This is a genomic window from Cupriavidus sp. UGS-1, from assembly GCF_021213615.1.
Taxonomy (GTDB): Bacteria; Pseudomonadota; Gammaproteobacteria; order Burkholderiales; family Burkholderiaceae; genus Cupriavidus.
In genome coordinates this window covers 72,994-92,532 of the sequence record NZ_JAJQJF010000015.1, presented here as the reverse complement: position 1 = coordinate 92,532, position 19,539 = coordinate 72,994, and the positions used below count along the sequence as shown (strand labels likewise).

General features: G+C 66.9%; 20 protein-coding genes. 12 read left to right on the top strand and 8 right to left on the bottom strand.

Annotated features, from left to right (window positions below; all coding sequences use genetic code 11):
- Nucleotides 1-195 precede the first annotated feature (195 nt).
- Nucleotides 196-888 (top strand): pseudouridine synthase, encoded by a 693-nt coding sequence (locus LRR16_RS18535; protein WP_232206782.1) that lies wholly within the window; start codon nucleotides 196-198, stop codon nucleotides 886-888.
- 111 nt (nucleotides 889-999) lie between these two features.
- Nucleotides 1,000-1,497 carry a DUF192 domain-containing protein gene (locus LRR16_RS18530; RefSeq protein WP_370646851.1) on the top strand — a complete coding sequence of 166 codons (498 nt, stop codon included), beginning with the start codon at nucleotides 1,000-1,002 and terminating at the stop codon, nucleotides 1,495-1,497.
- An 81-nt stretch (nucleotides 1,498-1,578) separates the two neighbouring features.
- On the opposite strand, the gene LRR16_RS18525 is transcribed toward LRR16_RS18530, so the two are convergent.
- Complete coding sequence (locus LRR16_RS18525; RefSeq protein ID WP_006579066.1) at nucleotides 1,579-2,064, bottom strand: YajQ family cyclic di-GMP-binding protein; 486 nt, start codon at nucleotides 2,062-2,064, stop codon at nucleotides 1,579-1,581.
- A 168-nt stretch (nucleotides 2,065-2,232) separates the two neighbouring features.
- On the opposite strand from LRR16_RS18525, the gene murB reads away from it, so the two are divergent.
- Entirely contained in the window at nucleotides 2,233-3,243 is a 1,011-nt protein-coding gene (gene murB, locus LRR16_RS18520; RefSeq protein ID WP_232206780.1) for a UDP-N-acetylmuramate dehydrogenase, read from the top strand.
- 106 nt (nucleotides 3,244-3,349) lie between these two features.
- Here the strand turns inward: murB and LRR16_RS18515 are convergent, their stop codons facing one another.
- The 4 genes from LRR16_RS18515 to argF form a co-directional block, all read right to left on the bottom strand.
- On the bottom strand, nucleotides 3,350-4,390 hold the full coding sequence (locus LRR16_RS18515; RefSeq protein WP_232206779.1) for a patatin-like phospholipase family protein: 1,041 nt from the start codon (nucleotides 4,388-4,390) through the stop codon (nucleotides 3,350-3,352).
- A 76-nt stretch (nucleotides 4,391-4,466) separates the two neighbouring features.
- Nucleotides 4,467-4,778, bottom strand: coding sequence for a pyrimidine/purine nucleoside phosphorylase (locus tag LRR16_RS18510; protein WP_006579063.1), 312 nt, complete (start codon nucleotides 4,776-4,778; stop codon nucleotides 4,467-4,469).
- A 148-nt stretch (nucleotides 4,779-4,926) separates the two neighbouring features.
- Complete coding sequence (locus LRR16_RS18505; protein WP_144829900.1) at nucleotides 4,927-6,156, bottom strand: argininosuccinate synthase; 1,230 nt, start codon at nucleotides 6,154-6,156, stop codon at nucleotides 4,927-4,929.
- A 170-nt stretch (nucleotides 6,157-6,326) separates the two neighbouring features.
- Entirely contained in the window at nucleotides 6,327-7,250 is a 924-nt protein-coding gene (argF, locus tag LRR16_RS18500; protein WP_053822457.1) for an ornithine carbamoyltransferase, read from the bottom strand.
- Between the two features lie 404 nt (nucleotides 7,251-7,654).
- Between argF and LRR16_RS18495 the strand changes: the two genes are divergently transcribed.
- Nucleotides 7,655-7,954: a DUF3579 domain-containing protein gene (locus LRR16_RS18495; protein ID WP_006579060.1), complete on the top strand. Its 300-nt coding sequence runs from the start codon at nucleotides 7,655-7,657 to the stop codon at nucleotides 7,952-7,954.
- A 106-nt stretch (nucleotides 7,955-8,060) separates the two neighbouring features.
- Here LRR16_RS18495 and rpsT read toward each other — a convergent pair whose 3' ends face one another.
- Nucleotides 8,061-8,327 (bottom strand): 30S ribosomal protein S20, encoded by a 267-nt coding sequence (gene rpsT / locus LRR16_RS18490; protein ID WP_006579059.1) that lies wholly within the window; start codon nucleotides 8,325-8,327, stop codon nucleotides 8,061-8,063.
- Between the two features lie 329 nt (nucleotides 8,328-8,656).
- On the opposite strand from rpsT, the gene murJ reads away from it, so the two are divergent.
- Both murJ and LRR16_RS18480 read left to right on the top strand, forming a co-directional pair.
- On the top strand, nucleotides 8,657-10,207 hold the full coding sequence (gene murJ / locus LRR16_RS18485) for a murein biosynthesis integral membrane protein MurJ (RefSeq protein WP_006579058.1): 1,551 nt from the start codon (nucleotides 8,657-8,659) through the stop codon (nucleotides 10,205-10,207).
- A 33-nt stretch (nucleotides 10,208-10,240) separates the two neighbouring features.
- Nucleotides 10,241-11,089: a SirB1 family protein gene (locus tag LRR16_RS18480; protein WP_023263957.1), complete on the top strand. Its 849-nt coding sequence runs from the start codon at nucleotides 10,241-10,243 to the stop codon at nucleotides 11,087-11,089.
- 69 nt (nucleotides 11,090-11,158) lie between these two features.
- Here the strand turns inward: LRR16_RS18480 and LRR16_RS18475 are convergent, their stop codons facing one another.
- Nucleotides 11,159-11,806, bottom strand: coding sequence for a VTT domain-containing protein (locus LRR16_RS18475; protein ID WP_157071949.1), 648 nt, complete (start codon nucleotides 11,804-11,806; stop codon nucleotides 11,159-11,161).
- A gap of 173 nt (nucleotides 11,807-11,979) precedes the next feature.
- Here LRR16_RS18475 and mutL point away from each other — a divergent pair, with 173 nt between their 5' ends.
- The 3 genes from mutL (at nucleotide 11,980) to LRR16_RS18460 (ending at nucleotide 15,543) form a co-directional block, all read left to right on the top strand.
- Complete coding sequence (mutL, locus tag LRR16_RS18470; RefSeq protein WP_232206778.1) at nucleotides 11,980-13,977, top strand: DNA mismatch repair endonuclease MutL; 1,998 nt, start codon at nucleotides 11,980-11,982, stop codon at nucleotides 13,975-13,977.
- Nucleotides 13,978-14,011: 34 nt separating this feature from the next.
- Nucleotides 14,012-14,965 (top strand): tRNA (adenosine(37)-N6)-dimethylallyltransferase MiaA, encoded by a 954-nt coding sequence (miaA, locus tag LRR16_RS18465; RefSeq protein ID WP_232206777.1) that lies wholly within the window; start codon nucleotides 14,012-14,014, stop codon nucleotides 14,963-14,965.
- A 71-nt stretch (nucleotides 14,966-15,036) separates the two neighbouring features.
- Nucleotides 15,037-15,543: a GNAT family N-acetyltransferase gene (locus LRR16_RS18460; protein ID WP_232206776.1), complete on the top strand. Its 507-nt coding sequence runs from the start codon at nucleotides 15,037-15,039 to the stop codon at nucleotides 15,541-15,543.
- An 85-nt stretch (nucleotides 15,544-15,628) separates the two neighbouring features.
- Here LRR16_RS18460 and purM read toward each other — a convergent pair whose 3' ends face one another.
- Nucleotides 15,629-16,681 (bottom strand): phosphoribosylformylglycinamidine cyclo-ligase, encoded by a 1,053-nt coding sequence (purM, locus tag LRR16_RS18455; RefSeq protein ID WP_232206775.1) that lies wholly within the window; start codon nucleotides 16,679-16,681, stop codon nucleotides 15,629-15,631.
- Nucleotides 16,682-16,961: 280 nt separating this feature from the next.
- On the opposite strand from purM, the gene LRR16_RS18450 reads away from it, so the two are divergent.
- The 3 genes from LRR16_RS18450 to LRR16_RS18440 all read left to right on the top strand — a co-directional run bounded on the left by LRR16_RS18450 (nucleotide 16,962) and on the right by LRR16_RS18440 (nucleotide 19,538).
- On the top strand, nucleotides 16,962-18,032 hold the full coding sequence (locus LRR16_RS18450; RefSeq protein ID WP_006578917.1) for an AI-2E family transporter: 1,071 nt from the start codon (nucleotides 16,962-16,964) through the stop codon (nucleotides 18,030-18,032).
- A 10-nt stretch (nucleotides 18,033-18,042) separates the two neighbouring features.
- Nucleotides 18,043-18,750: a DnaA regulatory inactivator Hda gene (gene hda, locus LRR16_RS18445; RefSeq protein ID WP_064576515.1), complete on the top strand. Its 708-nt coding sequence runs from the start codon at nucleotides 18,043-18,045 to the stop codon at nucleotides 18,748-18,750.
- A 113-nt stretch (nucleotides 18,751-18,863) separates the two neighbouring features.
- Nucleotides 18,864-19,538, top strand: coding sequence for an HAD family phosphatase (locus tag LRR16_RS18440; RefSeq protein WP_006578919.1), 675 nt, complete (start codon nucleotides 18,864-18,866; stop codon nucleotides 19,536-19,538).
- The last annotated feature ends 1 nt before the right edge of the window (nucleotide 19,539 follow it).

The window sequence follows — 19,539 nt, the reverse complement described above, 5'->3', positions numbered from 1 at the left end:
CTAGCGGGAGGCATTGTAACGGCCCTCGCGACACCGGCACTGCTGCATCGCGAGACTGCGTCCTATTTGAGTCTTATATAAGACACAAGACCGGTTTCGTATTATGCAGCAATTTTTCATCATCCGCCATCCCGGACTGGCGCTTGCGCCGTGCGCGCTGCGGCATACTGGCGCCTTTCCCGCACCGGTTGCCCCATGACCCTGATCGCCCTGAACAAGCCGTTCGGCACCATGAGCCAGTTCTCGCCCCATCCGAGCCGGCAGACGCTCGCCGACTGGATTGCGATGCCGGACGTCTACCCGGCTGGCCGGCTCGACGCCGACAGCGAAGGGCTGCTGCTGCTGACCGACGACGGCGTGCTGCAGGCGCGCATCGCCGATCCGCGCCAGAAGCTGGCCAAGACCTATCTGGCGCAGGTCGAAGGCGTGCCGGACGAGGCCGCGCTGGCCCGGCTGCGCGCCGGCCTGGATCTGGGCGACTTCCACACGCTGCCGGCACAGGCCACGTTGATCGACGAGCCCGCTTTCCTGTGGCCGCGCACGCCGCCGATCCGCTATCGCGCGGCGATCCCGACCCAGTGGATCGAGATCGAGATCCACGAGGGCAAGAACCGGCAGGTGCGGCGGATGACCGCGGCGGTCGGCCACCCGACGCTGCGGCTGGTCCGGGTCGGCATCGGTGCGCTGGATCTGCGCCAGCTCGGTCTGGCGCCGGGGCAATGGCAGGAAGTCGCGCCGCAAAGCCTCGGCATGACCGGGCCCGCCCGCGGTGCGGCGGCCGTGCGGCCCCGGCCCAATCCGGGCCGCTCCGGTGGACGCCGCGCGAACACGGACCGCACGGAGACGGCCCGCACTGCCGGCAACGCCAACCGTCGCCGGCCGGCCTAGCCGTGCTGCGCTATGCTAGCGGCTGGCGTTCCGCCGCGTATTCCTGACCTCGCCGTCATGACTGCCGCCATTCGCGCAATTCGCGCCTTTCGCTCGTTTCCCGCCATGCCTCTGCACCGTCCGTCGCCTGCCGCCCCACTCGATCGCGCTTCGCTTCGTTGGCCCCGCCGCCCGCTGGCGCGCCGGCTCGCCGCCCTCGCCTGCGGCGCGGCGCTGCTGGCCCCGCTCGCGCACGCGCAGCAGCGGCTGCCGGTCGTCTCGCTGAGCGCCGGCATGTACGTGATCCGCGCCGAGGTCGCCGCCGACCAGCAGTCCCGCCAGCAAGGCCTGATGTATCGCAAGTCGATGCCCGCCAACGCCGGCATGCTGTTCGTGTTCGAGCAGAAGGCCGGCCACTGCTTCTGGATGAAGAACACCGAGCTGCCGCTGTCGATCGCCTTCCTGGCCGACGACGGCACCATCGTCAATATCGAGGACATGCGGCCGCACAGCGAGGAAAACCATTGCCCGAAGGCGGCGATCCGCTATGCGCTGGAGATGAACCAGGGGTGGTTCGCGCAGAAGGGCATCAAGGCCGGCGCGAAGATTGGCGGCCTTCCGGCGCAATAGCGGGCCGTAGAACAACGGGCAGCAAAAAGAACGCGGCCCTGTGCAGGGCCGCGTCGTCATCGCCAATGCCTGGGTCCGGACTCAATCACGGAAGTTGTTGAAGTCCAGCGGCGCCTCAGGCACGTCCTTGCGCAGCATCGCGATCACGCTCTGCAGATCGTCGCGCTTGGCCCCCGACACGCGCACCGCATCGCCCTGGATGCTGGCCTGCACCTTGATCTTGCTGTCCTTGATCATGCGGACGATCTTCTTGGCCAGATCGCCGGTCACGCCCTTCTTGATCGTGATGACCTGCTTGACCTTGTCGCCGCTGATCTTCTCGGTCTTGCCGTAGTCGAGGAAGCGCACGTCGACATTGCGCTTGGCCATCTTGCTGAGCAGCACATCCTTGACCTGGCCGAGCTTGAAGTCGTCATCGGCGAACGCGGTCAGTTCGCCTTCCTTCTGCTCGACACGGGAATCGGAACCCTTGAAGTCGAAGCGGGTCGAGATTTCCTTGTTGGCCTGCTCGACCGCATTCTTGACCTCGACCATATTCGCTTCGCACACCACGTCAAACGACGGCATCGCCTACTCCTTCTGAATGTCCGGCACCTTCGTCCTCGGTACCGCTGTTCGATTGCTGAACCGGCCGGCCCGCGCCGGTGGTTCCGTATAATCCAGCCAACCCTGCAGTCCAGGCCGTTCCGCTTCCATCCCGCTGTTCGGGCATCCTCGTCCGGCAACTCTTTCCGCATGGCAGATTTCCACGAATTTTATCCGCTGCGCCAGCACAACACATTGGGTTTCGACGTACGCGCGCGCTTCGCGGTAGCGGTGCGCAGCGAAAGCGACCTCGTCGAGGCGCTGGCCGACCCTCGCGCCGCGCAGCGGCCGGTGGTCGTGCTGGGCGGCGGCAGCAACGTGGTGCTGACCGGCGATCTCGATGCGGTGGTGCTGCTGATGCAGATTCCGGGCTACACGGTCGCCGGCGACGACGACGCCTGGCTGGTGACGGTTGGCGCCGGGGAAAACTGGCACGCGACTGTCAATCGGACCATCGCCGACGGCATGCCCGGCCTCGAAAACCTGGCGCTGATCCCCGGCAGCGTGGGTGCCGCGCCGATCCAGAACATCGGCGCCTACGGCGTCGAACTGCGCGAGCGCTTCCACAGCCTGCGCGCATGGGACCGGCAAACCCGCCGCTTCGTCACGCTGAGCCTTGGTGATTGCGCGTTCGGCTATCGGGACAGCCTGTTCAAGCAGGCCGGCCGCGATCGCTACGTGATCACCGCGGTCACGCTGCGGCTGCCGCGCCGCTGGCAGCCGGCGCTCGGCTATGCCGAACTCGCCCGTGAGCTGCATGACCATCCGGCACCCGATGCGGCAGCGATCCGCGATGCGGTCATCGCGATCCGCCAGCGCAAGCTGCCCGACCCCGCGGTGCTGGGCAATGCCGGCAGCTTCTTCAAGAATCCGGTGGTCGGCGCCGCGCAGCGCGACGCGCTGGTGGCAGAACACCCGGACCTGGTCAGCCATCGGCAGCCCGATGGCAGCTACAAGCTGGCCGCTGGCTGGCTGATCGATCGCTGCGGGTTCAAGGGCCTGCGCGATGGCCCGGTCGGCGTGCACGAGCGGCAGGCGCTGGTGCTGGTACACCATGGCGGCGGCGATGGCCGCGCGCTGCTGGCGCTGGCGGGGCGCATCGCGGATACGGTGCGGCAGCGCTTTGGCGTGGAGATCGAACCCGAGCCGGTGGTGCTGTAGCGCCAGCGGTATTGCGAAGGCCCCTCCCTCTCCCCTGCCGTGCCTGCCCTCTCCCGCGAGCGGCAGAGGGCAAACACATCCGCGTCGATGGCCGTTCGTCGATCCCTTACAACGGCATGTCCTGCAGGAACTCCTTGCGGATATCGACGGTGCCGCGCTTGCCGACGGCGTCGTAGTGCTGATCCAACCAGCCCTGCGCGGCAGCGCGTCCGCGCTCGCGCAGCATCAGCAGGAAATTCCAGTCGGTCACCAGCTTGGTCGACGATGACAGGTCCGCCAGCGCCTCGTCGGCGCGGATCGAATGCAGCAGGATGTAGGCGAGCTTGTCGCGATATTCGGGCTTGAGCCACTCCTCGTCGAGCAGCTTCTGCACGAAGGCGATCGCGCGCATCTCGCGCAGCAGCGACGCGTTGAAGGTGATCTCGTTGAGCCGCTCCATCACTTCCTGCGGCTGCGTGGGGACGTCAGGGCGCGAGATCGGATTGATATGGACGACCAGAATGTCGCGCGATGCGGTCTGGTAGAAGAACGGGAACAGCACCGGATTGCCCATATAGCCGCCGTCCCAGTAGTACCGCTCGCCGATCTCGATCGCCGGGTACAGATAGGGCAGGCAGGCCGACCCGAGCACCGCGTCGACGGTCAGATCGGCGGTCTGAAACACGCGCACGTTGCCGCTGTTGACGTCGGTGGCGGCGATGAACAGCTTCGTTTCCGGACAGGCCCGCACGCGCTCGAAGTCGACCTGATCCTCGAGCAGCGAGCGCAGCGGGTTGAACGTGCTGCCCTGCGCGGTCGCGCTCCACCAGCCGGACCACATCCGCATCCAGTCCTGCAGCGGCCAGCTGTTGCCCGGTTGCCCGGACAGCCAGTCGACCGTCTGCTGCCCGATCGTCGAGAACGGCGAGCCGGCGCGCGACACGCCGAACCAGAAGTCGTGCAGCTTCTCTCTTGCACGCTCGGGGCCGCCTTCGAGCAGCCCATCGATCATCACCACCGCGTTCATCGAACCGGCGCTGGTGCCGCTGATGCCGTCGAAATGCAGGCGGCCATCCTCGAGCAGCGCGTCGAGCACGCCCCAGCCGAAGGCGCCGTGCGCGCCGCCGCCTTGCAGCGCCAGATTGATCGGCTTGTGTCGATTTGCCATGCCGGAACTCCGTGAAGCGTGACGATCGAGGGAGACGGCCGCGGCTTGCGCGCGGCCGCGGACAAGCGAGATGCGATCAGCCGAAATGGCAGACGTAGTCGAGCGTCTGCTGCACCTCGATATCGAAGCTGCTGTCGCCCGGAATGCTGAACTGCTGGCCGGCGCCGTAGGTCTTCCACTCGTCCGAGCCCGCCAGCCGCACGCGGCAGGTGCCGGCATTGATTTCCATGATCTCCGGCGCGCCGGTCTTGAAGGTCAGCGAGGCCGGGAAGATCACGCCCAGCGTCTTGCGGGTGCCGTCCGGAAACAGCACGGTGTGGCTGACGCATTTGCCGTCGAAATACAGATTGGCTTGCTTGACCACGGAAACATTGTCGAACTGGCTCATGGTGAGTCTCCTGATGAACGATGGAAGTTGGGTGCGGACCTGTGCGGACCTGTGCGGACTTGCGCCGACATCGACGGACATGAAAAGAGGGGCCGCCTGGGCCCCTCTTCTTCCTTGCCGATGCGCGTGACAGCCGCTCGCTGGCGACTTACTTGCCGCGCTGGCGGCGGGCGTTCTCGGCGATGCGCATGCGCAGCGCGTTCAGCTTGATGAAGCCGCCGGCGTCGGCCTGGTTGTACGCGCCGAAGTCGTCGTCGAAGGTCGCGATGGTCTTGTCGAACAGCGTGTCCTTCGAATCGCGGGCCAGCACGATGACGTTGCCCTTGTACAGCTTGACGCGGACCCAGCCGTTGACGTTCTGCTGCGTATGGTCGATCAGCACCTGCAGCGCGCGGCGCTCCGGGCTCCACCAGTAGCCGTTGTAGATCAGGCTCGCGTAACGCGGCATCAGGTCGTCCTTCAGGTGCGCGACTTCGCGGTCCAGCGTGATCGATTCGATCGCGCGGTGGGCGCGCAGCAGGATCGTGCCTCCCGGGGTTTCATAGCAGCCGCGGCTCTTCATGCCGACGTAGCGGTTCTCGACCAGGTCCAGACGGCCGATGCCATGCTTGCCGCCCAGGCGGTTCAGTTCGGTCAGCACTTCGGCCGGCGACATGCGCTTGCCGTTCAGCGCAACGATGTCGCCCTGCTCGAACTCGATGTCGAGGAACTCGGGCGCGTCCGGCGCCTGCTCCGGCGACACGGTCCAGCGCCACATGTCTTCCTCGGCCTCCGCCTTCGGGTCTTCCAGATGGCGGCCTTCGAACGAGATGTGCAGCAGGTTGGCGTCCATCGAGTACGGGGCGCCGCCCTTCTTGTGCTTCATGTCGATTTCGATGCCGGCCTTCTCGGCGTAGGCCAGCAGCTTCTCGCGCGACAGCAGGTCCCATTCGCGCCACGGGGCGATGACCTTGACGCCCGGCTCCAGGCCGTAATAGCCGAGCTCGAAGCGGACCTGGTCGTTGCCCTTGCCGGTGGCGCCGTGCGACACGGCATCGGCGCCGGTGCTGCGCAGGATCTCGATCTGGCGCTTGGCGATCAGCGGACGGGCGATCGAGGTGCCCAGCAGGTATTCGCCTTCGTAGACCGCATTGGCGCGGAACATCGGGAAGACGAAGTCGCGCACGAACTCTTCGCGCAGGTCGTCGATGAAGATGTTCTCGGGCTTGATGCCGAACTTGAGCGCCTTCTGGCGAGCCGGTTCCAGCTCCTCACCCTGGCCGATGTCGGCCGTGAAGGTGACCACCTCGCATTGGTAGGTGTCTTGCAGCCACTTCAGGATCACCGAAGTGTCCAGCCCGCCGGAGTAGGCGAGCACGACTTTCTTGATATCGCTCATGTTCGACTCGATGCGCAAAAGAGGCGCGGACCGCAGGTAAGACAGCCCGCGCATCGGATAAGGAAAAACGGAAAGCCGCTATTTTGACATGACCGCCCAGGCTTGGGCGCCACATCGCCGGACGGCGCGGCTCGGGCGCCAGACGATCGATCGGATCAATCGCTCAATACTCAATAGCGCCCGCACAGCAGGTACTCCATCAGCGCCTTCTGCACGTGCAGCCGGTTCTCGGCTTCGTCCCAGACCACGCTCTTCGGCCCATCGATCACGGCCGCCTCGACTTCCTCGCCGCGATGCGCCGGCAGGCAGTGCATGAACAGCGCGTCCGGATTGGCGCGGTCCATCATCGCGGTGGTCACCATCCAGTCCTGGAAGGCGCGCTTGCGGACCTCGTTCTCGGCCTCGAAGCCCATGCTGGTCCAGACGTCGGTGGTCACCAGATCGGCGCCCTGACACGCGGCCAGCGGATCGTCGAAGACCTTGACCAGGCTCGCGGCGCTGGCCGGCACCATCGCCGGATCGAGCTGATATCCCGGCGGGGCCGAGAAATGGAAGGTGAAGCCCAGCCGTTCGGCCGCCTGGATCCACGTATAGGCCATGTTGTTGGCATCGCCGATCCACGCCACCACCTTGCCGCGGATGCTGCCGCGGTGCTCGATATAGGTGAAGACGTCGGCCAGCACCTGGCACGGATGGTATTCGTTGGTCAGTCCGTTGATGACCGGCACGCGCGAATGGGCGGCGAACCGGTCGATGATCTCCTGCCCGAAGGTACGGATCATGATGATGTCGACCATGCGGGAAATCACCTGCGCCGCGTCCTCGATCGGCTCGCCGCGGCCCAGCTGCGAGTCGCGCGTGTTCAGGAACACCGCGTGGCCGCCGAGCTGGTGGATGCCGGCTTCGAACGACAGACGCGTGCGGGTCGAGTTCTTCTCGAAGATCATCGCCAGCGTACGGTCGTGCAGCGGATGCCAGGTCTCGTAGTTCTTGAACTTGGTCTTCAGAATCCGGGCGCGGTCGAGCAGGTACTCGTACTCCTTCGCATCGAGGTCGCTGAACTGGAGGTAGTGCTTGATCGGCGTTGGGCTCATAAAACAAAGAAGGCGGCTCGATGGGGACAGGCGAGCCCATGAACTGTCATGGAACCACGCTGCCGCGGAGCCGCCTTTCGCGTCGCTTGCGCAATGTGAGTTCAGGAATCATAAGGGATTATTCCTGCTTTGGCGAGCCTGGGCGGGCACCCGGCCATGCCGGCGAAGCCCGGTTCCGGGCCATGCGGCGGCTTATGCGGCAGTCTTATATAAGATATAATACTCGCTGATTCACGCGGGGCCCGGCATACCCTTGCCGCCGCCCGCCGCCGGCATCAAAAGTGCCCCCGCCACTACCGACGCCCCGCCTTCCGGCCAGATTCGCGCGAACCCATCGCCGCTCGCCGCGTCAAACGGGCGCCCGTTGCGGGTTTCCCGTCGAGTCACCAGCCTCACCGCAGTCCATGAATTCCACCGTTCGCCAGTACTTCATCCAGGGCATCACCAAGGAAGGCAAGACCTTCCGTCCGAGCGATTGGGCTGAACGGCTGTGCGGCGTGATGGCGCAATTCCGCCCGCCCGGCGATACCGGCGACCCCCGCCTGACCTACTCCCCTTACGTGCGCCCGGTGATGTCGGGCGGCGTCAAGTGCGTGGTGGTCGATGCAAGGCTGCGCGAGATCGAGCCCAAGGCGCTGGACTTCGTGCTGAACTTCGCGCGCGACAATCATCTGCAACTGGTCGAGGCCTGCTCGCTCGATTGAGCGGAAGGCCGCACCGAGCGGAAAGCCGAAATGCAAAAAGCCCGTCATCGGACGGGCTTTTTTACTGCGCCGACCGCGCGCCAGGCGCGGCCGGTGAACGCGGCAATCAGGCGGCCATGGCCTTGATCGCAGCCGACAGACGCGACTTGTGACGCGCTGCCTTGTTCTTGTGAACGATCTTCTTGTCGGCGATGCTGTCGATCACGGCTTGCGAGTTCTTGAAGATCTCGGCAGCAGCTGCCTTGTCGCCGGCATCGATCGCCTTGCGGACAGCCTTGACGGCCGTGCGCAGACGCGAGCGCAGGCTGGAGTTGTGCGCGTTCTGGGCGACGGCTTGACGCGCGCGCTTGCGAGCTTGTGCGGAATTTGCCATTTCGTTAAATATCCTGAATTCAGATGCGTGCGTGGATTGCACAAGAGCGACCCGGGATGCACTGACACACGAATCCGGAACGCAACTATCTTCTCGAATCGGCGATTATACACACAAGATCGAAGCCGCCGCAAGGAAGATCCCGCCCCTCGGCGAAGGCGGCGGGCCGCGCACTCCAATCCGTATAATTGGCGCCACAATTGGCGGGCCCCGGCTCGCCCGGTGTGGTGCGATTGCAACTTTCGGCGTCCGGATGCCGTCTGACTGCGGTCTGCCGCCCGGCGACGCGCCCCGAGGCGGCGCTCCAACCGTTTCCTGTCTCCCCGACCTTGAACCTGCTCAAATCGCTCGCCACCATCAGCGGCCTGACGATGCTGTCGCGCATCACCGGCCTGATCCGCGAGATCCTGATCGCCCGCGCGTTCGGCGCCTCGGACATGACCGACGCGTTCAATGTCGCCTTCCGCATTCCCAACATGCTGCGCCGGATCTTCGGCGAGGGCGCCTTCCAGCAGGCCTTCGTGCCGATCCTTGGCGAATACCACGGCAAGCGCGGCGACGAGCCGACCCGGTTGCTGGTCGACGCGGTCGCCACCGTCATGGCGTGGGCGCTGGCCGCGGTGTCGCTGATCGGCGTGCTGGCGGCGCCGGTGATCATGACGATCGTCGCAACCGGTTTTCGCGGCGACCACCAGACCTACGACGCGGCCGTCTTCATGACCCGCGTGATGTTCCCGTACATCGGCCTGATCTCGATGGTTGCGCTGGCCTCGGGCGTGCTGAACACCTGGCGCAACTTCGCGGTGCCGGCGTTCACGCCGGTGCTGCTGAACCTGTCGCTGATCGGCGCGGCGCTGTTCGTCGCGCCGCACCTGCAGCAGCCGATCTACGCGCAGGCCTGGGGCGTGCTGGTCGGCGGCGTGCTGCAACTGGCGATCCAGATCCCCGCGCTCAAGCGCATCGGCATGCTGCCGCGCATCGGCGTGAACCTGCGCGCCGCCTGGCGCGATCCCGGCGTGCGCCGCATCCTGCGGCAGATGGGCCCGGCGCTGCTGGGCGTATCGGTCGCGCAGATCAGCCTGATCATCAATACCAATATCGCCTCGCGGCTGGCCACCGGCAGCGTGTCGTTCCTGACCTATGCCGACCGCCTGATGGAGTTCCCCACCGCCCTGCTTGGCGTGGCGATCGGCACGATCCTGCTGCCCAGCCTGTCCAAGGCCAGCGCGCGCGAGGACGGCGTCGAATATTCGGCGCTGCTCGACTGGGGCCTGCGGCTGACCTTCCTGCTGGCGATCCCGAGCGCGATCGGCCTCTACGTGTTCGGCGGGCCGCTGACCGCGGTACTGTTCCACTACGGCAAGTTCGACGGCCATGCGGTCGAGATGACAAAGCTGGCGGTGATGGCCTACGGCGTCGGCCTGCTGGGCCAGATCCTGGTCAAGATTCTGGCTCCCGGCTTCTACGCCCGGCAGGACATCCGCACCCCGGTCAAGATCGCCATTGCGATGCTGGTGATGACGCAGCTCGCCAACCTGGCCTTCGTGCCGTGGCTCGGGCACGCCGGGCTGGCGCTGTCGATCAGCGTCAGCGCGACGCTGAACGCGCTGCTGCTGTTCATCGGCCTGCGCCGCGTCGGCGTCTACCGGCCAGCGCCCGGCTGGTGGCTGTTCTTCGCGCAGCTGTCGGCCGCGGCGACGTTGCTGGCGGGCGTGCTGCTGTGGTTCGCCCGCACCTTCGACTGGGTCGCCCTCGGTACCACGCCGCTGCTGCGGATCGCGCTGATGGCCTCGTGCCTGGTGCTTGCGGCGGTCGTCTACTTCGGTACACTGTGGCTCACGGGCCTGCGCTATGCTGCCTTCAAGCGCAAAGCTGTCTGAAGACCATGGCGCCGGCCGCAACCAGGAACCGCTATGACCTCGACCAAAGTCCTGGACTATTTTGCCGCGCTGGTGGCGGACGACAGCGGCATCCCGCTGACCGAAACGGCCCTGTCGATCGCACAGGACGCCTACCCTGACCTGGACCTGCAGGCCGAACTGGCCGCCATCGATGTGCTGGCGCTGCGGCTCAAACGCCGGATCGCCGACGGCACTCCCGCTATCCAACGGCTGCGCCTGCTGAACCATTTCTTCTATCGCGACCTGGGCTTCGGCCCCAACGCGAACGACTACTACGACCCTGACAACTCGTACCTGAACGTGGTGCTGCGGCAGCGGCGCGGCATTCCGATCTCGCTCGCGGTGCTGTACATGGAACTGGGCCAGCAGATCGGCCTGCCGCTCAAGGGCGTTTCCTTCCCCAACCACTTCCTGCTGCGGATGTCGATTCCGGCGGGCGAGGTCGTGCTCGATCCGCTGACCGGCGAGACGCTGTCCAAGGAGCAGCTGCAGGACATGCTGGACCCATACCTCGAGCGGGAGGGCATCGCCGATCCGAACGCGGTGCCGCTGGGCCTGTTCCTGCAGACCGCCAGCCACCGCGAGATCATCGCGCGGATGCTGCGCAATCTGAAGGCGATCTATCTGCAGGAGTCGCGCTGGCAGCGGTTGCTCGCGGTGCAGAACCGGCTGGTGATCCTGCTGCCCGATTCGATCGAGGAGGTGCGCGACCGGGGGCTGGCCTACGCGAATCTGGAATGCTTCCGCCCCGCGCTGGAAGACCTGGAAGCCTATGTCAGCGCACGGCCCGACGCGGCCGATTCGACCCAGATCCGCGACCGCATGCCGGCGTTGCGGATGATGAGCCGGTCGCTGAACTGAGACATCGAAGCCGCTGGGTCCCCGCCTGCGCGGGGACGACGGTTTTTGTCCGCGGCGCGCAGCCGCGTCTTATGACACGCGGCGACGCTTGTCGCCACGCCGCAGCAGGCGCCACAGCCCGCCAAGAATCAGCGGCACGATCGCCGCGCTGATGCCGACCAGCACGATCAGGTTCAGGTACTGCTTGATGAACGGCAGGTTGCCGAAGAAGTAGCCCGCGAACACCAGGCCCACTACCCAGGTGACGGCGCCGACCACATTGAACAGCTGGAAGCGCGCGAAGGTCATCTGCGACACGCCGGCCACGAACGGTGCGAAGGTCCGCACGATGGGCACGAAGCGTGCGATCACCAGCGTCTTGCCGCCGTGGCGCTCGTAGAAGTCGTGGGTCTTGCGCAGCGCCTGCTGGTCCAGGAAGCGCCATTGATGGTCGAACACCTTGGGTCCGATCCAGCTGCCGACCCAGTAGTTGACGGTATTGCCGCCGATCGCGGCGACCAGCAGCAGGCCGATCAGCACCCACTCGTTCATCGCCCCGGTCGCGCAGAACGCGCCGGCGATGAACAGCAGCGAATCGCCCGGCAGGAAAGGCGCCACCACCAGGCCGGTCTCGGCAAAGACGATCGCGAACAGAATGGCGTAGACCCAGGCGCCATATTGCTGAATCACGGTGCCGAGGTACTTGTCGACATGCAGCAGCATGTCAATCACCTGCAATACGATATCCAAGACGTTCCCCATCTTTTTCCAGCCCGACATCATACAAGACGAACGTGCCCGTCCTGGCGACGAAACGTCTGCCTGGGGATCCTGAGTGCGACCTCGCGCACGCAAGCCCGTAGCCAGGCCACGGCCGGGCCGCAACGAAGCCGGCACGTATAATCGCTGCCATGTCCGCGCCGCACTCCGCCCCCGCCTCCCAAGCCCCCGACGCCGCCTCGGCCGAACGCCCCCAGCGCCGCCTGGCGCCGGCCCGGCCAATCCGTCCGCTACCCGACCAGCTGGTCAGCCAGATCGCGGCCGGCGAGGTGGTCGAGCGCCCCGCCTCGGTGGTCAAGGAGTTGCTGGAGAACGCCCTCGACGCCGGCGCGACCCAGCTGTCGGTACGGCTCGAGGAAGGCGGCGTACGTCGCATCGTGATCACCGACAACGGCTGCGGCATCCCGGCCGACGAACTGGCGGTCGCGCTGATGCGCCATGCCACCAGCAAGATCGCCTCGCTCGATGAACTGGAATCGGTATTGACGCTGGGCTTTCGCGGCGAGGCGCTGGCCTCGATCGCGTCGGTCTCGCAACTGGTGCTGACCAGCCGCACGGCGAACTGCCCCCATGCCAGCCAGATCCACGCGGATACCGGGGCGCTGCAGCCCGCCTCGGGCGGGGTCGGCACCACCGTAGACGTGCAGCACCTGTACTTCAATACGCCGGCGCGCCGCAAATTCCTGAAGAGCGAACAGACCGAGCTCGGCCATTGCCTGGAGGTGATCCGGCGCATCGCGCTGGCGCGGCCCGACGTCACGCTGTCGGTCCATCACAACGGCAAGCCGATGGAGCACTGGAACGCCGGCGATGTCGCCACGCGTACCGCCCAGGTGCTCGGCAGCGAATTCGCACGGGCGCGGCTGCCGCTGGAGGAACAGGCCGGTGAACTGGCCCTGTACGGCTTCGCCGGGCTGCCGACCGCCTCGCGCGGCCGTCCCGATCAGCAGTTCTTCTTCGTCAATGGCCGCTTCGTCCGCGACAAGCTGCTGACGCACGCGGTGCGCAGCGCCTATCAGGACGTGCTGCATGGCGACCGTTTCCCTTCGTACGTGCTGTGCCTGGACCTGCCGCCCGAACTGGTCGACGTCAACGTGCACCCGTCCAAGATCGAGGTGCGCTTCCGCGAGTCGCGCGCGGTCCATCAGTTCGTCTACCACGCGGTGCAGCGCTGCCTGGCGCGCCAGGCCGGCGAGAATGGCGACAGCCTGCACACCGGCGACGACGGCGTCGGTCACGGCAGCCAGGCCCCGGCGCTGCGCGTCGCGGCCACCAGCCCCGCCCAGCCAGGCGGCCGCCCCTGGGTCGATTACACCGCCGTGGCACGCCAGACCGAACTGGGCATCGCCCAGCCGCGGCAGGCTTATCTGGGCATGGTGCGCGATGCGCTGTCGCCGGCCGGCCAGCGCTCCGCGCCGTCGAGCCAGCCGCCCGCATGGCTGGCCGATGCGCGTGCCGCGCGAGAAAACGAACCGCCGTCGCTGCTCGACGGCGCGCCGACGCAGGCGCCGCGCGCCACCGAGGGCCTGCAGGACGACGCCGACGACCATCCGCTCGGCTACGCCATCGCCCAACTGCACGGCATCTACGTGCTGGCGCAGAACGCGCGCGGGCTGGTGCTGGTCGACATGCACGCCGCGCACGAACGGATCCTGTACGAGCAGATCAAGACCGCGCTCGACGCGCGCCAGATGACGGTGCAGCCGCTGCTGATTCCGGTCACGCTGCCGGCCAGCCCGGTCGAGATCGGCGCAGCCGAGGAACATCAGGACACGCTGGCGCTGCTCGGTTTCGATATCGCACCGGTGTCGCCAACCACGCTGGCGGTGCGCGCCATTCCCGCGCTGCTCAAGCAGGCCGACGCCGAGGCGCTGGCGCGCGACGTGCTGCGCGATCTGCATGCCTACGGCGGTTCGCGCGTGCTGGCCGAGCGCCAGAACGAACTGCTGGCGACGCTGGCCTGCCACAGCGCCGTGCGCGCCAATCGCAAGCTGACCGTCGAGGAAATGAACGCGCTGCTGCGACAGATGGAGCAGACCGAGCGCGCCGACCAGTGCAACCATGGCCGGCCGACGTGGGTCCAGCTGACCGTGGCCGAGCTGGACCGGCTGTTCCTGCGCGGCCAGTAAGGCCGCACCCTCGCTGTCGCCGTCCGCTTCCTCCATGGCCGCCGCTTCGCCCGCTCCCATCGTCTGCCTGCTGGGCCCGACCGCCTCGGGCAAGACCGCGGCCGCCCTGGCGCTGGCCGCACGCGCGCCGATCGAGATCATCAGCATGGATTCGGCGCTGGTCTATCGCGAGATGGACATCGGCACCGCCAAGCCATCGGCCGCCGAGCTGGCCGCGGTGCCGCACCATCTGATCGACATCATCGATCCCGCCGACAGTTATTCCGCCGCGCAATTCGTCGCCGACACCAATGCGCTGGTCGAATCGATCCGCGCGCGCGGCCGCGAGCCGCTGATCGTCGGCGGCACCATGCTGTACTACAAGGCGCTGACCCAGGGCCTGAACGATCTGCCGCAGGCCGATCCGCAGGTGCGCGTCGAGCTCGACCGACTCGCCGAAGAGCGCGGCTGGCCCGCGCTGCATGCGATGCTGGCCGAGGTCGACCCTGTCACCGCGGCACGGCTGGCGCCCAACGATTCGCAGCGCATCCAGCGCGCGCTCGAGATTCACCGGCTGACCGGGCAGCCGATGTCGGCGCTGCTGGCCCGCGAGGCCGATGCGCGTACCTTCGATGGACAGGCGGGCTCGCGTTTCCGCGCGATCGCGCTGGAGCCGTCGGACCGCGCGGTGCTGCACGCGCGCATCGAGGCCCGCTTCGACACAATGCTGGGCGGCGGCCTGCTCGACGAGGTCGAGCGCCTGCGCTCGCGCGGCGACCTGCATCCGCGGCTGCCGTCGATCCGCTGCGTCGGCTACCGGCAGGTCTGGGAATATCTGGACGGCCTCTGCGATTTCGCCACGATGCGCGAGCGCGGCATCGCCGCGACGCGCCAGCTGTGCAAGCGGCAGCTGACCTGGCTGCGCTCGACGCCCGAGCGGCTGGTGGTCGATTGCCTGGCGCCCGACTATGTCGAGCAGGTCGCGCGGCTGGCGCAGTCGGGCTCGTAGCCAGGGACGCACGCAGCGCGCGATAATCGCGGCTTCGTCCTGTCCGGACTCCAACATTGAATTCCGCTGCCATGACCGCCACCGCCTTCACGCTGCGCCCCGCCACCACCGACGACTGCGACACGCTGCTGCGCCTGATCGCCGAGCTCGCCGAGTACGAGAAGCTGACCCATCTGGTCGAGGCCACGCCGGAGAAGCTGCGCCAGACGCTGTTCGGCGCACGTCCGTCGGCCGAGGCGGTGCTGGCCGAGGTGCCTACCGCCGAAGGCCCGCGCGCAATCGGCTTCGCGCTGTTCTTCCACAATTACTCGACCTTCCTGGCCAAGCCCGGTCTGTACCTGGAAGACCTGTATGTCGAACCGGCCTGGCGCGGCCACGGCATCGGCAAGGCCTTGCTGATCCATCTGGCCGGCCTGGCGGTGGAGCGCGGCTGCGGCCGTTTCGAATGGACGGTGCTGGACTGGAACACGCCGTCGATCGACTTCTATCGCGCGATGGGCGCCAGCGTGCTGCCGGACTGGCGCATCTGCCGGGTCACCGGCGAAGCGTTGACCGAGATGGCGGCCAAGCAGGACTGACCTCGACACGGGCAGCAGCACGCCCAAACAAAAACAGGCGGATGCCCGAGCATCCGCCTGTTTTTTTATCCCCACACCGGAAGAATCAGACCACCACGGTCGGCGCCTGCCCTTCCTCGCGCTCGCGGATCTCGCCGATCTGCCACACCGCCTCGCCAGCCGCCTGCAGATGCCGGATCGCGCGTTCGGCGTCTTCCCTGGCGACGATCACCACCATGCCGATGCCGCAGTTGAACACGCGGTGCATCTCGTCGTCGGCGACGCGGCCCTGGGCCTGCAGCCACTGGAACAGCGGCGGCAGCGTCCACGCATCGCGCTGCAGCACCGCGGTGACTTCCTTGGGCAGCACGCGCGGCACGTTTTCGGTCAGGCCGCCGCCGGTGATGTGGGCCATGCCCTTGACCGGCAGCGTCTCGATCAGCGACAGCAGCGGCTTCACGTAGATGCGGGTCGGCGCCATGATCGCGTCCTGCAGGCGCTGGCCGTGGAAATCGGCTTCGAGGTCGGGCTTCGCGACCTCGATGATCTTGCGCACCAGCGAGTAGCCGTTCGAATGCGCGCCCGACGAGGCCAGGCCCAGCACCACGTCGCCCGGCACGATGGTGGTACCGTCAATGATGCGGCTCTTCTCGACCGCGCCGACCGCGAAGCCGGCCAGATCGTATTCGCCGTCCGGGTACATGCTGGGCATTTCGGCGGTTTCGCCGCCGATCAGCGCGCAGCCGGCCAGTTCGCAGCCATGGGCGATGCCCTGGATCACGGTGGCGGCGGTATCGACGTCCAGCTTGCCGCAGGCGAAATAGTCGAGGAAGAACAGCGGCTCGGCGCCCTGCACCAGGATGTCGTTGACGCTCATCGCGACCAGGTCCTGGCCCACGGTATCGTGGCGGTTCAGCTGGAAGGCCAGCTTCAGCTTGGTGCCGACGCCGTCCGTGCCGGACACCAGCACCGGCTCCTTGAACTTGCGCGACAGCTCGAACAGCGCGCCGAAGCCCCCGATGCCGGCCATCACGCCCTCGCGCATCGTGCGCTTGGCAAAGGGCTTGATACGGTCGACGAGCGCGTCGCCCGCATCGATGTCAACGCCGGCATCGCGGTACGAAAGGCCTGCCTGGCCGGAAGTGGGGGCTGCGCTCATGGAATTCTGCGGGTCCTGGATGGTGGAAATGACGACACTCGGGCGAGTCGGATCAAGCGTCGGACCACGCACAAGTGAGGAATGCGGCCCTCGCGGCGCCGGTTGGCGGGTCGCGAGTCCAGTAGAATCGCGATTTTAACGGATACAGGGTGTCGGCTTCCAGTTGCATCGGCTCGCGCCATGCAAATCCGCCGCCGCCGGGCGAGGACGCGCGCTTGCCGCCCGTCCTCGCCTGTCTTTTTGCTGGTTTCTTTTTGCCGGTTTTTCCCCCACTGCCCCGATGAACGCCCCCCTGCTGTCCCACGAGGCCAAGCGCATTCTGCTCTGGGTCGCGCTCGGCGTCGCGCTGTTCGCCACGCTGCTGGCGCTGGCTCCCGTGCTGTCGCCCTTTCTGTTCGCGTTCATCTTCGCCTATATCCTGAACCCCGGCGTCGATTGGCTGCAGCGGCACAAGGTACCGCGGACGATCGCGGTTTCGCTGATGATCCTGCTGCTGATCGTCGTCGTGGTGCTGCTGGTGCTGCTGGTCATTGCCGTGCTCCAGCGCGAGATTCCGCAACTGCGCGAGCAATTGCCCGAACTGCTGAAGAAGTTGAACTCGGTGGTCGCCCCGCGGCTGTCCGAACTCGGTGTGCGCGTGCGCTTCGACTTCCCCGGCCTGCGCCGCATGATGTCCGAGCGCTTTGCCGCCAGCCCGGAGGACCTGCTGGCGGTGCTGCTGACCTATGTGCGCGTGTCGGGCACGGCGCTGGTGACCTACGGCGGGCTGGCGCTGCTGGTGCCGATCGTGATGTTCTACCTGCTGATGGACTGGCACATGGTGATGCGCCGGATCGAGGGCATGGTGCCGCGCCGCTGGGTGCCCAAGGTGCGCGAGCTGACCGCCGAGACCGACGCGCTGCTGTCGCAGTATCTGCGCGGGCAGATCCTGGTGATGCTGATCCTCGCCGCGCTGTATTCGATCGGCCTGACCATCGCCGGTTTCGAGATCGCGATCCCGATCGGCGTGTTCACCGGCCTCGCGGTCTTCATCCCCTATATCGGCTTCGGTTTCGGGCTGGCGCTGGCCATCGTCGCGGCGCTGCTGCAGTTCGGCAATCTGTACGGGCTGGGCGCGGTCGCCGTGGTCTACGGCATCGGCCAGTTCGTCGAGAGCTTCTATCTGACGCCGCGCCTGGTCGGCGACCGGATCGGGCTGCATCCGCTGGTGGTGATCTTCGCGCTGCTCGCCTTCGGGCAGCTGTTCGGCTTCTTCGGCGTGCTGCTGGCGCTGCCCACCTGCGCCGTACTGCTGGTCGGCGCGCGCCAGCTGCGGCGGCTGTATGTGACAAGCGACCTCTACCGCAAGTAATCGATACGCCATGTCTCCGCGCCCCAAGCAACTGTCGCTCGAACTGGGCAGCCCGCCGCCGTCGACCTTCGAGAACTTCTTCGTGTCGGCCAATCGCGAGCCGGTGCAGCGGCTGCGCGAGTTGCCGGGCGCGGTGGCGCAGGAGCGCGCCGCCGACCGGCTGATCTACCTGTGGGGCGAGACCGGCTCGGGCCGCACCCACCTGCTGCACGCGCTGTGCGACGCCGGCGCCCATGCGGGCCTGCGCTGCCGCTATCTGAGCCCGCACCACGCGCTGGCGGACTTCATCTTCGACCCCAGCTGCCAGCTATACACGGTCGACGACGTCGACCTGCTCGACGAGGCGCGCCAGATCGCGGTGTTTTCGCTGTATAACGAGGTCCGCGCGCACGTGCGCACCGCGCTCGTGGTGGCCGGCAGCCTGGCCCCGGTCACCATGCCGGTGCGCGAGGACCTGCGCACGCGGCTCGGCTGGGGCCTGGTCTACCAGCTGGCGCCGCTGTCGGACGACGACAAGATGGCCGCGCTGGTGCAGGCCGCGCGCGAACGCGGGCTGCAGCTGTCCCCCGAAATCCCGCACTGGCTGGTGACGCGGCACTATCGCGACATGCCCAGCCTGATGGCGCTGCTGGACGCGCTCGACACCTATTCGCTCGAACGCAAGCGGGCAGTGACGCTGCCGCTGTTGCGCGAAATGTTCGCCGAGCTCCGTGAATAGCGCGCGGGCCGGCCAAAAGCCCTCGCCAGGTCCGCACCGGCCCGCGCCCTGGCACGCTCCCTGCAATCGGCCGCCGAGCCGGCCGTCATCCCCTTAAGGTAAAATCGCCGCCCATGAATCTGGCATTGTTCGACCTCGACCACACCCTGATCCCGACCGACAGCGACCACGAATGGGGCCGCTTTCTGGTCCGTCTCGGCGTGGTCGACGAGGAAACCTACCGTCGCAAGAACGACGAGTTCTACGGCCACTACAAGGCCGGCACCCTCGATATCCAGGCCTTCCTGAAGTTCGCGCTGGCCCCGCTGGCGGCCCATCCGCGCGAGCGCCTGAACGCCTGGCGCCAGCAATTCATGCATGAAGTGATCGAGCCGGCCATCACGCCGCAGGCTCGTGCGCTGGTCTACAAGCATCTGGATGCCGGCGACCTGTGCGCGATCGTCACGGCGACCAACAGCTTCGTCACCGCGCCGATCGCCGCCGCCTTCGGCATCAAGCACCTGATCGCCACCGAGCCGGCGACCGCCGACGGCCTGGCGGAGAGCGCCTATACCGGCGAAGTGTTCGGCATCCCGAGCTTTCGCGAAGGCAAGATCGCGCGCGTCGAAGCCTGGCTGAAGGAACAGGGCGCGCGCTGGCAGGACTTCGCCACCACCACCTTCTATAGCGACTCGATGAACGACCTGCCGCTGTTGGCCAAGGTCACCGAACCGATCGCCACCAACCCGGACGAGCGCCTCCGCCATCATGCCGCCGCGGCCGGCTGGCGCATCATGGACCTGTTCTGAC

Excerpts from the sequence above, each read along its gene's own strand:
- LRR16_RS18510 (WP_006579063.1), bottom strand. The coding sequence starts at position 4,778 with ATGAGCCAGTTCGACAATGTTTCCGTGGTCAAGCAAGCCAATCTGTAT.
- LRR16_RS18440 (WP_006578919.1), top strand. The coding sequence starts at position 18,864 with ATGAATCTGGCATTGTTCGACCTCGACCACACCCTGATCCCGACCGAC.
- hda (WP_064576515.1), top strand. The coding sequence starts at position 18,043 with ATGTCTCCGCGCCCCAAGCAACTGTCGCTCGAACTGGGCAGCCCGCCG.
- mutL (WP_232206778.1), top strand. The coding sequence starts at position 11,980 with ATGTCCGCGCCGCACTCCGCCCCCGCCTCCCAAGCCCCCGACGCCGCC.
- LRR16_RS18495 (WP_006579060.1), top strand. The coding sequence starts at position 7,655 with ATGAATTCCACCGTTCGCCAGTACTTCATCCAGGGCATCACCAAGGAA.
- LRR16_RS18535 (WP_232206782.1), top strand. The coding sequence starts at position 196 with ATGACCCTGATCGCCCTGAACAAGCCGTTCGGCACCATGAGCCAGTTC.
- LRR16_RS18525 (WP_006579066.1), bottom strand. The coding sequence starts at position 2,064 with ATGCCGTCGTTTGACGTGGTGTGCGAAGCGAATATGGTCGAGGTCAAG.
- LRR16_RS18450 (WP_006578917.1), top strand. The coding sequence starts at position 16,962 with ATGAACGCCCCCCTGCTGTCCCACGAGGCCAAGCGCATTCTGCTCTGG.
- murB (WP_232206780.1), top strand. The coding sequence starts at position 2,233 with ATGGCAGATTTCCACGAATTTTATCCGCTGCGCCAGCACAACACATTG.
- purM (WP_232206775.1), bottom strand. The coding sequence starts at position 16,681 with ATGAGCGCAGCCCCCACTTCCGGCCAGGCAGGCCTTTCGTACCGCGAT.
- LRR16_RS18505 (WP_144829900.1), bottom strand. The coding sequence starts at position 6,156 with ATGAGCGATATCAAGAAAGTCGTGCTCGCCTACTCCGGCGGGCTGGAC.
- rpsT (WP_006579059.1), bottom strand. The coding sequence starts at position 8,327 with ATGGCAAATTCCGCACAAGCTCGCAAGCGCGCGCGTCAAGCCGTCGCC.
- LRR16_RS18515 (WP_232206779.1), bottom strand. The coding sequence starts at position 4,390 with ATGGCAAATCGACACAAGCCGATCAATCTGGCGCTGCAAGGCGGCGGC.
- miaA (WP_232206777.1), top strand. The coding sequence starts at position 14,012 with ATGGCCGCCGCTTCGCCCGCTCCCATCGTCTGCCTGCTGGGCCCGACC.
- argF (WP_053822457.1), bottom strand. The coding sequence starts at position 7,250 with ATGAGCCCAACGCCGATCAAGCACTACCTCCAGTTCAGCGACCTCGAT.
- LRR16_RS18460 (WP_232206776.1), top strand. The coding sequence starts at position 15,037 with ATGACCGCCACCGCCTTCACGCTGCGCCCCGCCACCACCGACGACTGC.
- LRR16_RS18480 (WP_023263957.1), top strand. The coding sequence starts at position 10,241 with ATGACCTCGACCAAAGTCCTGGACTATTTTGCCGCGCTGGTGGCGGAC.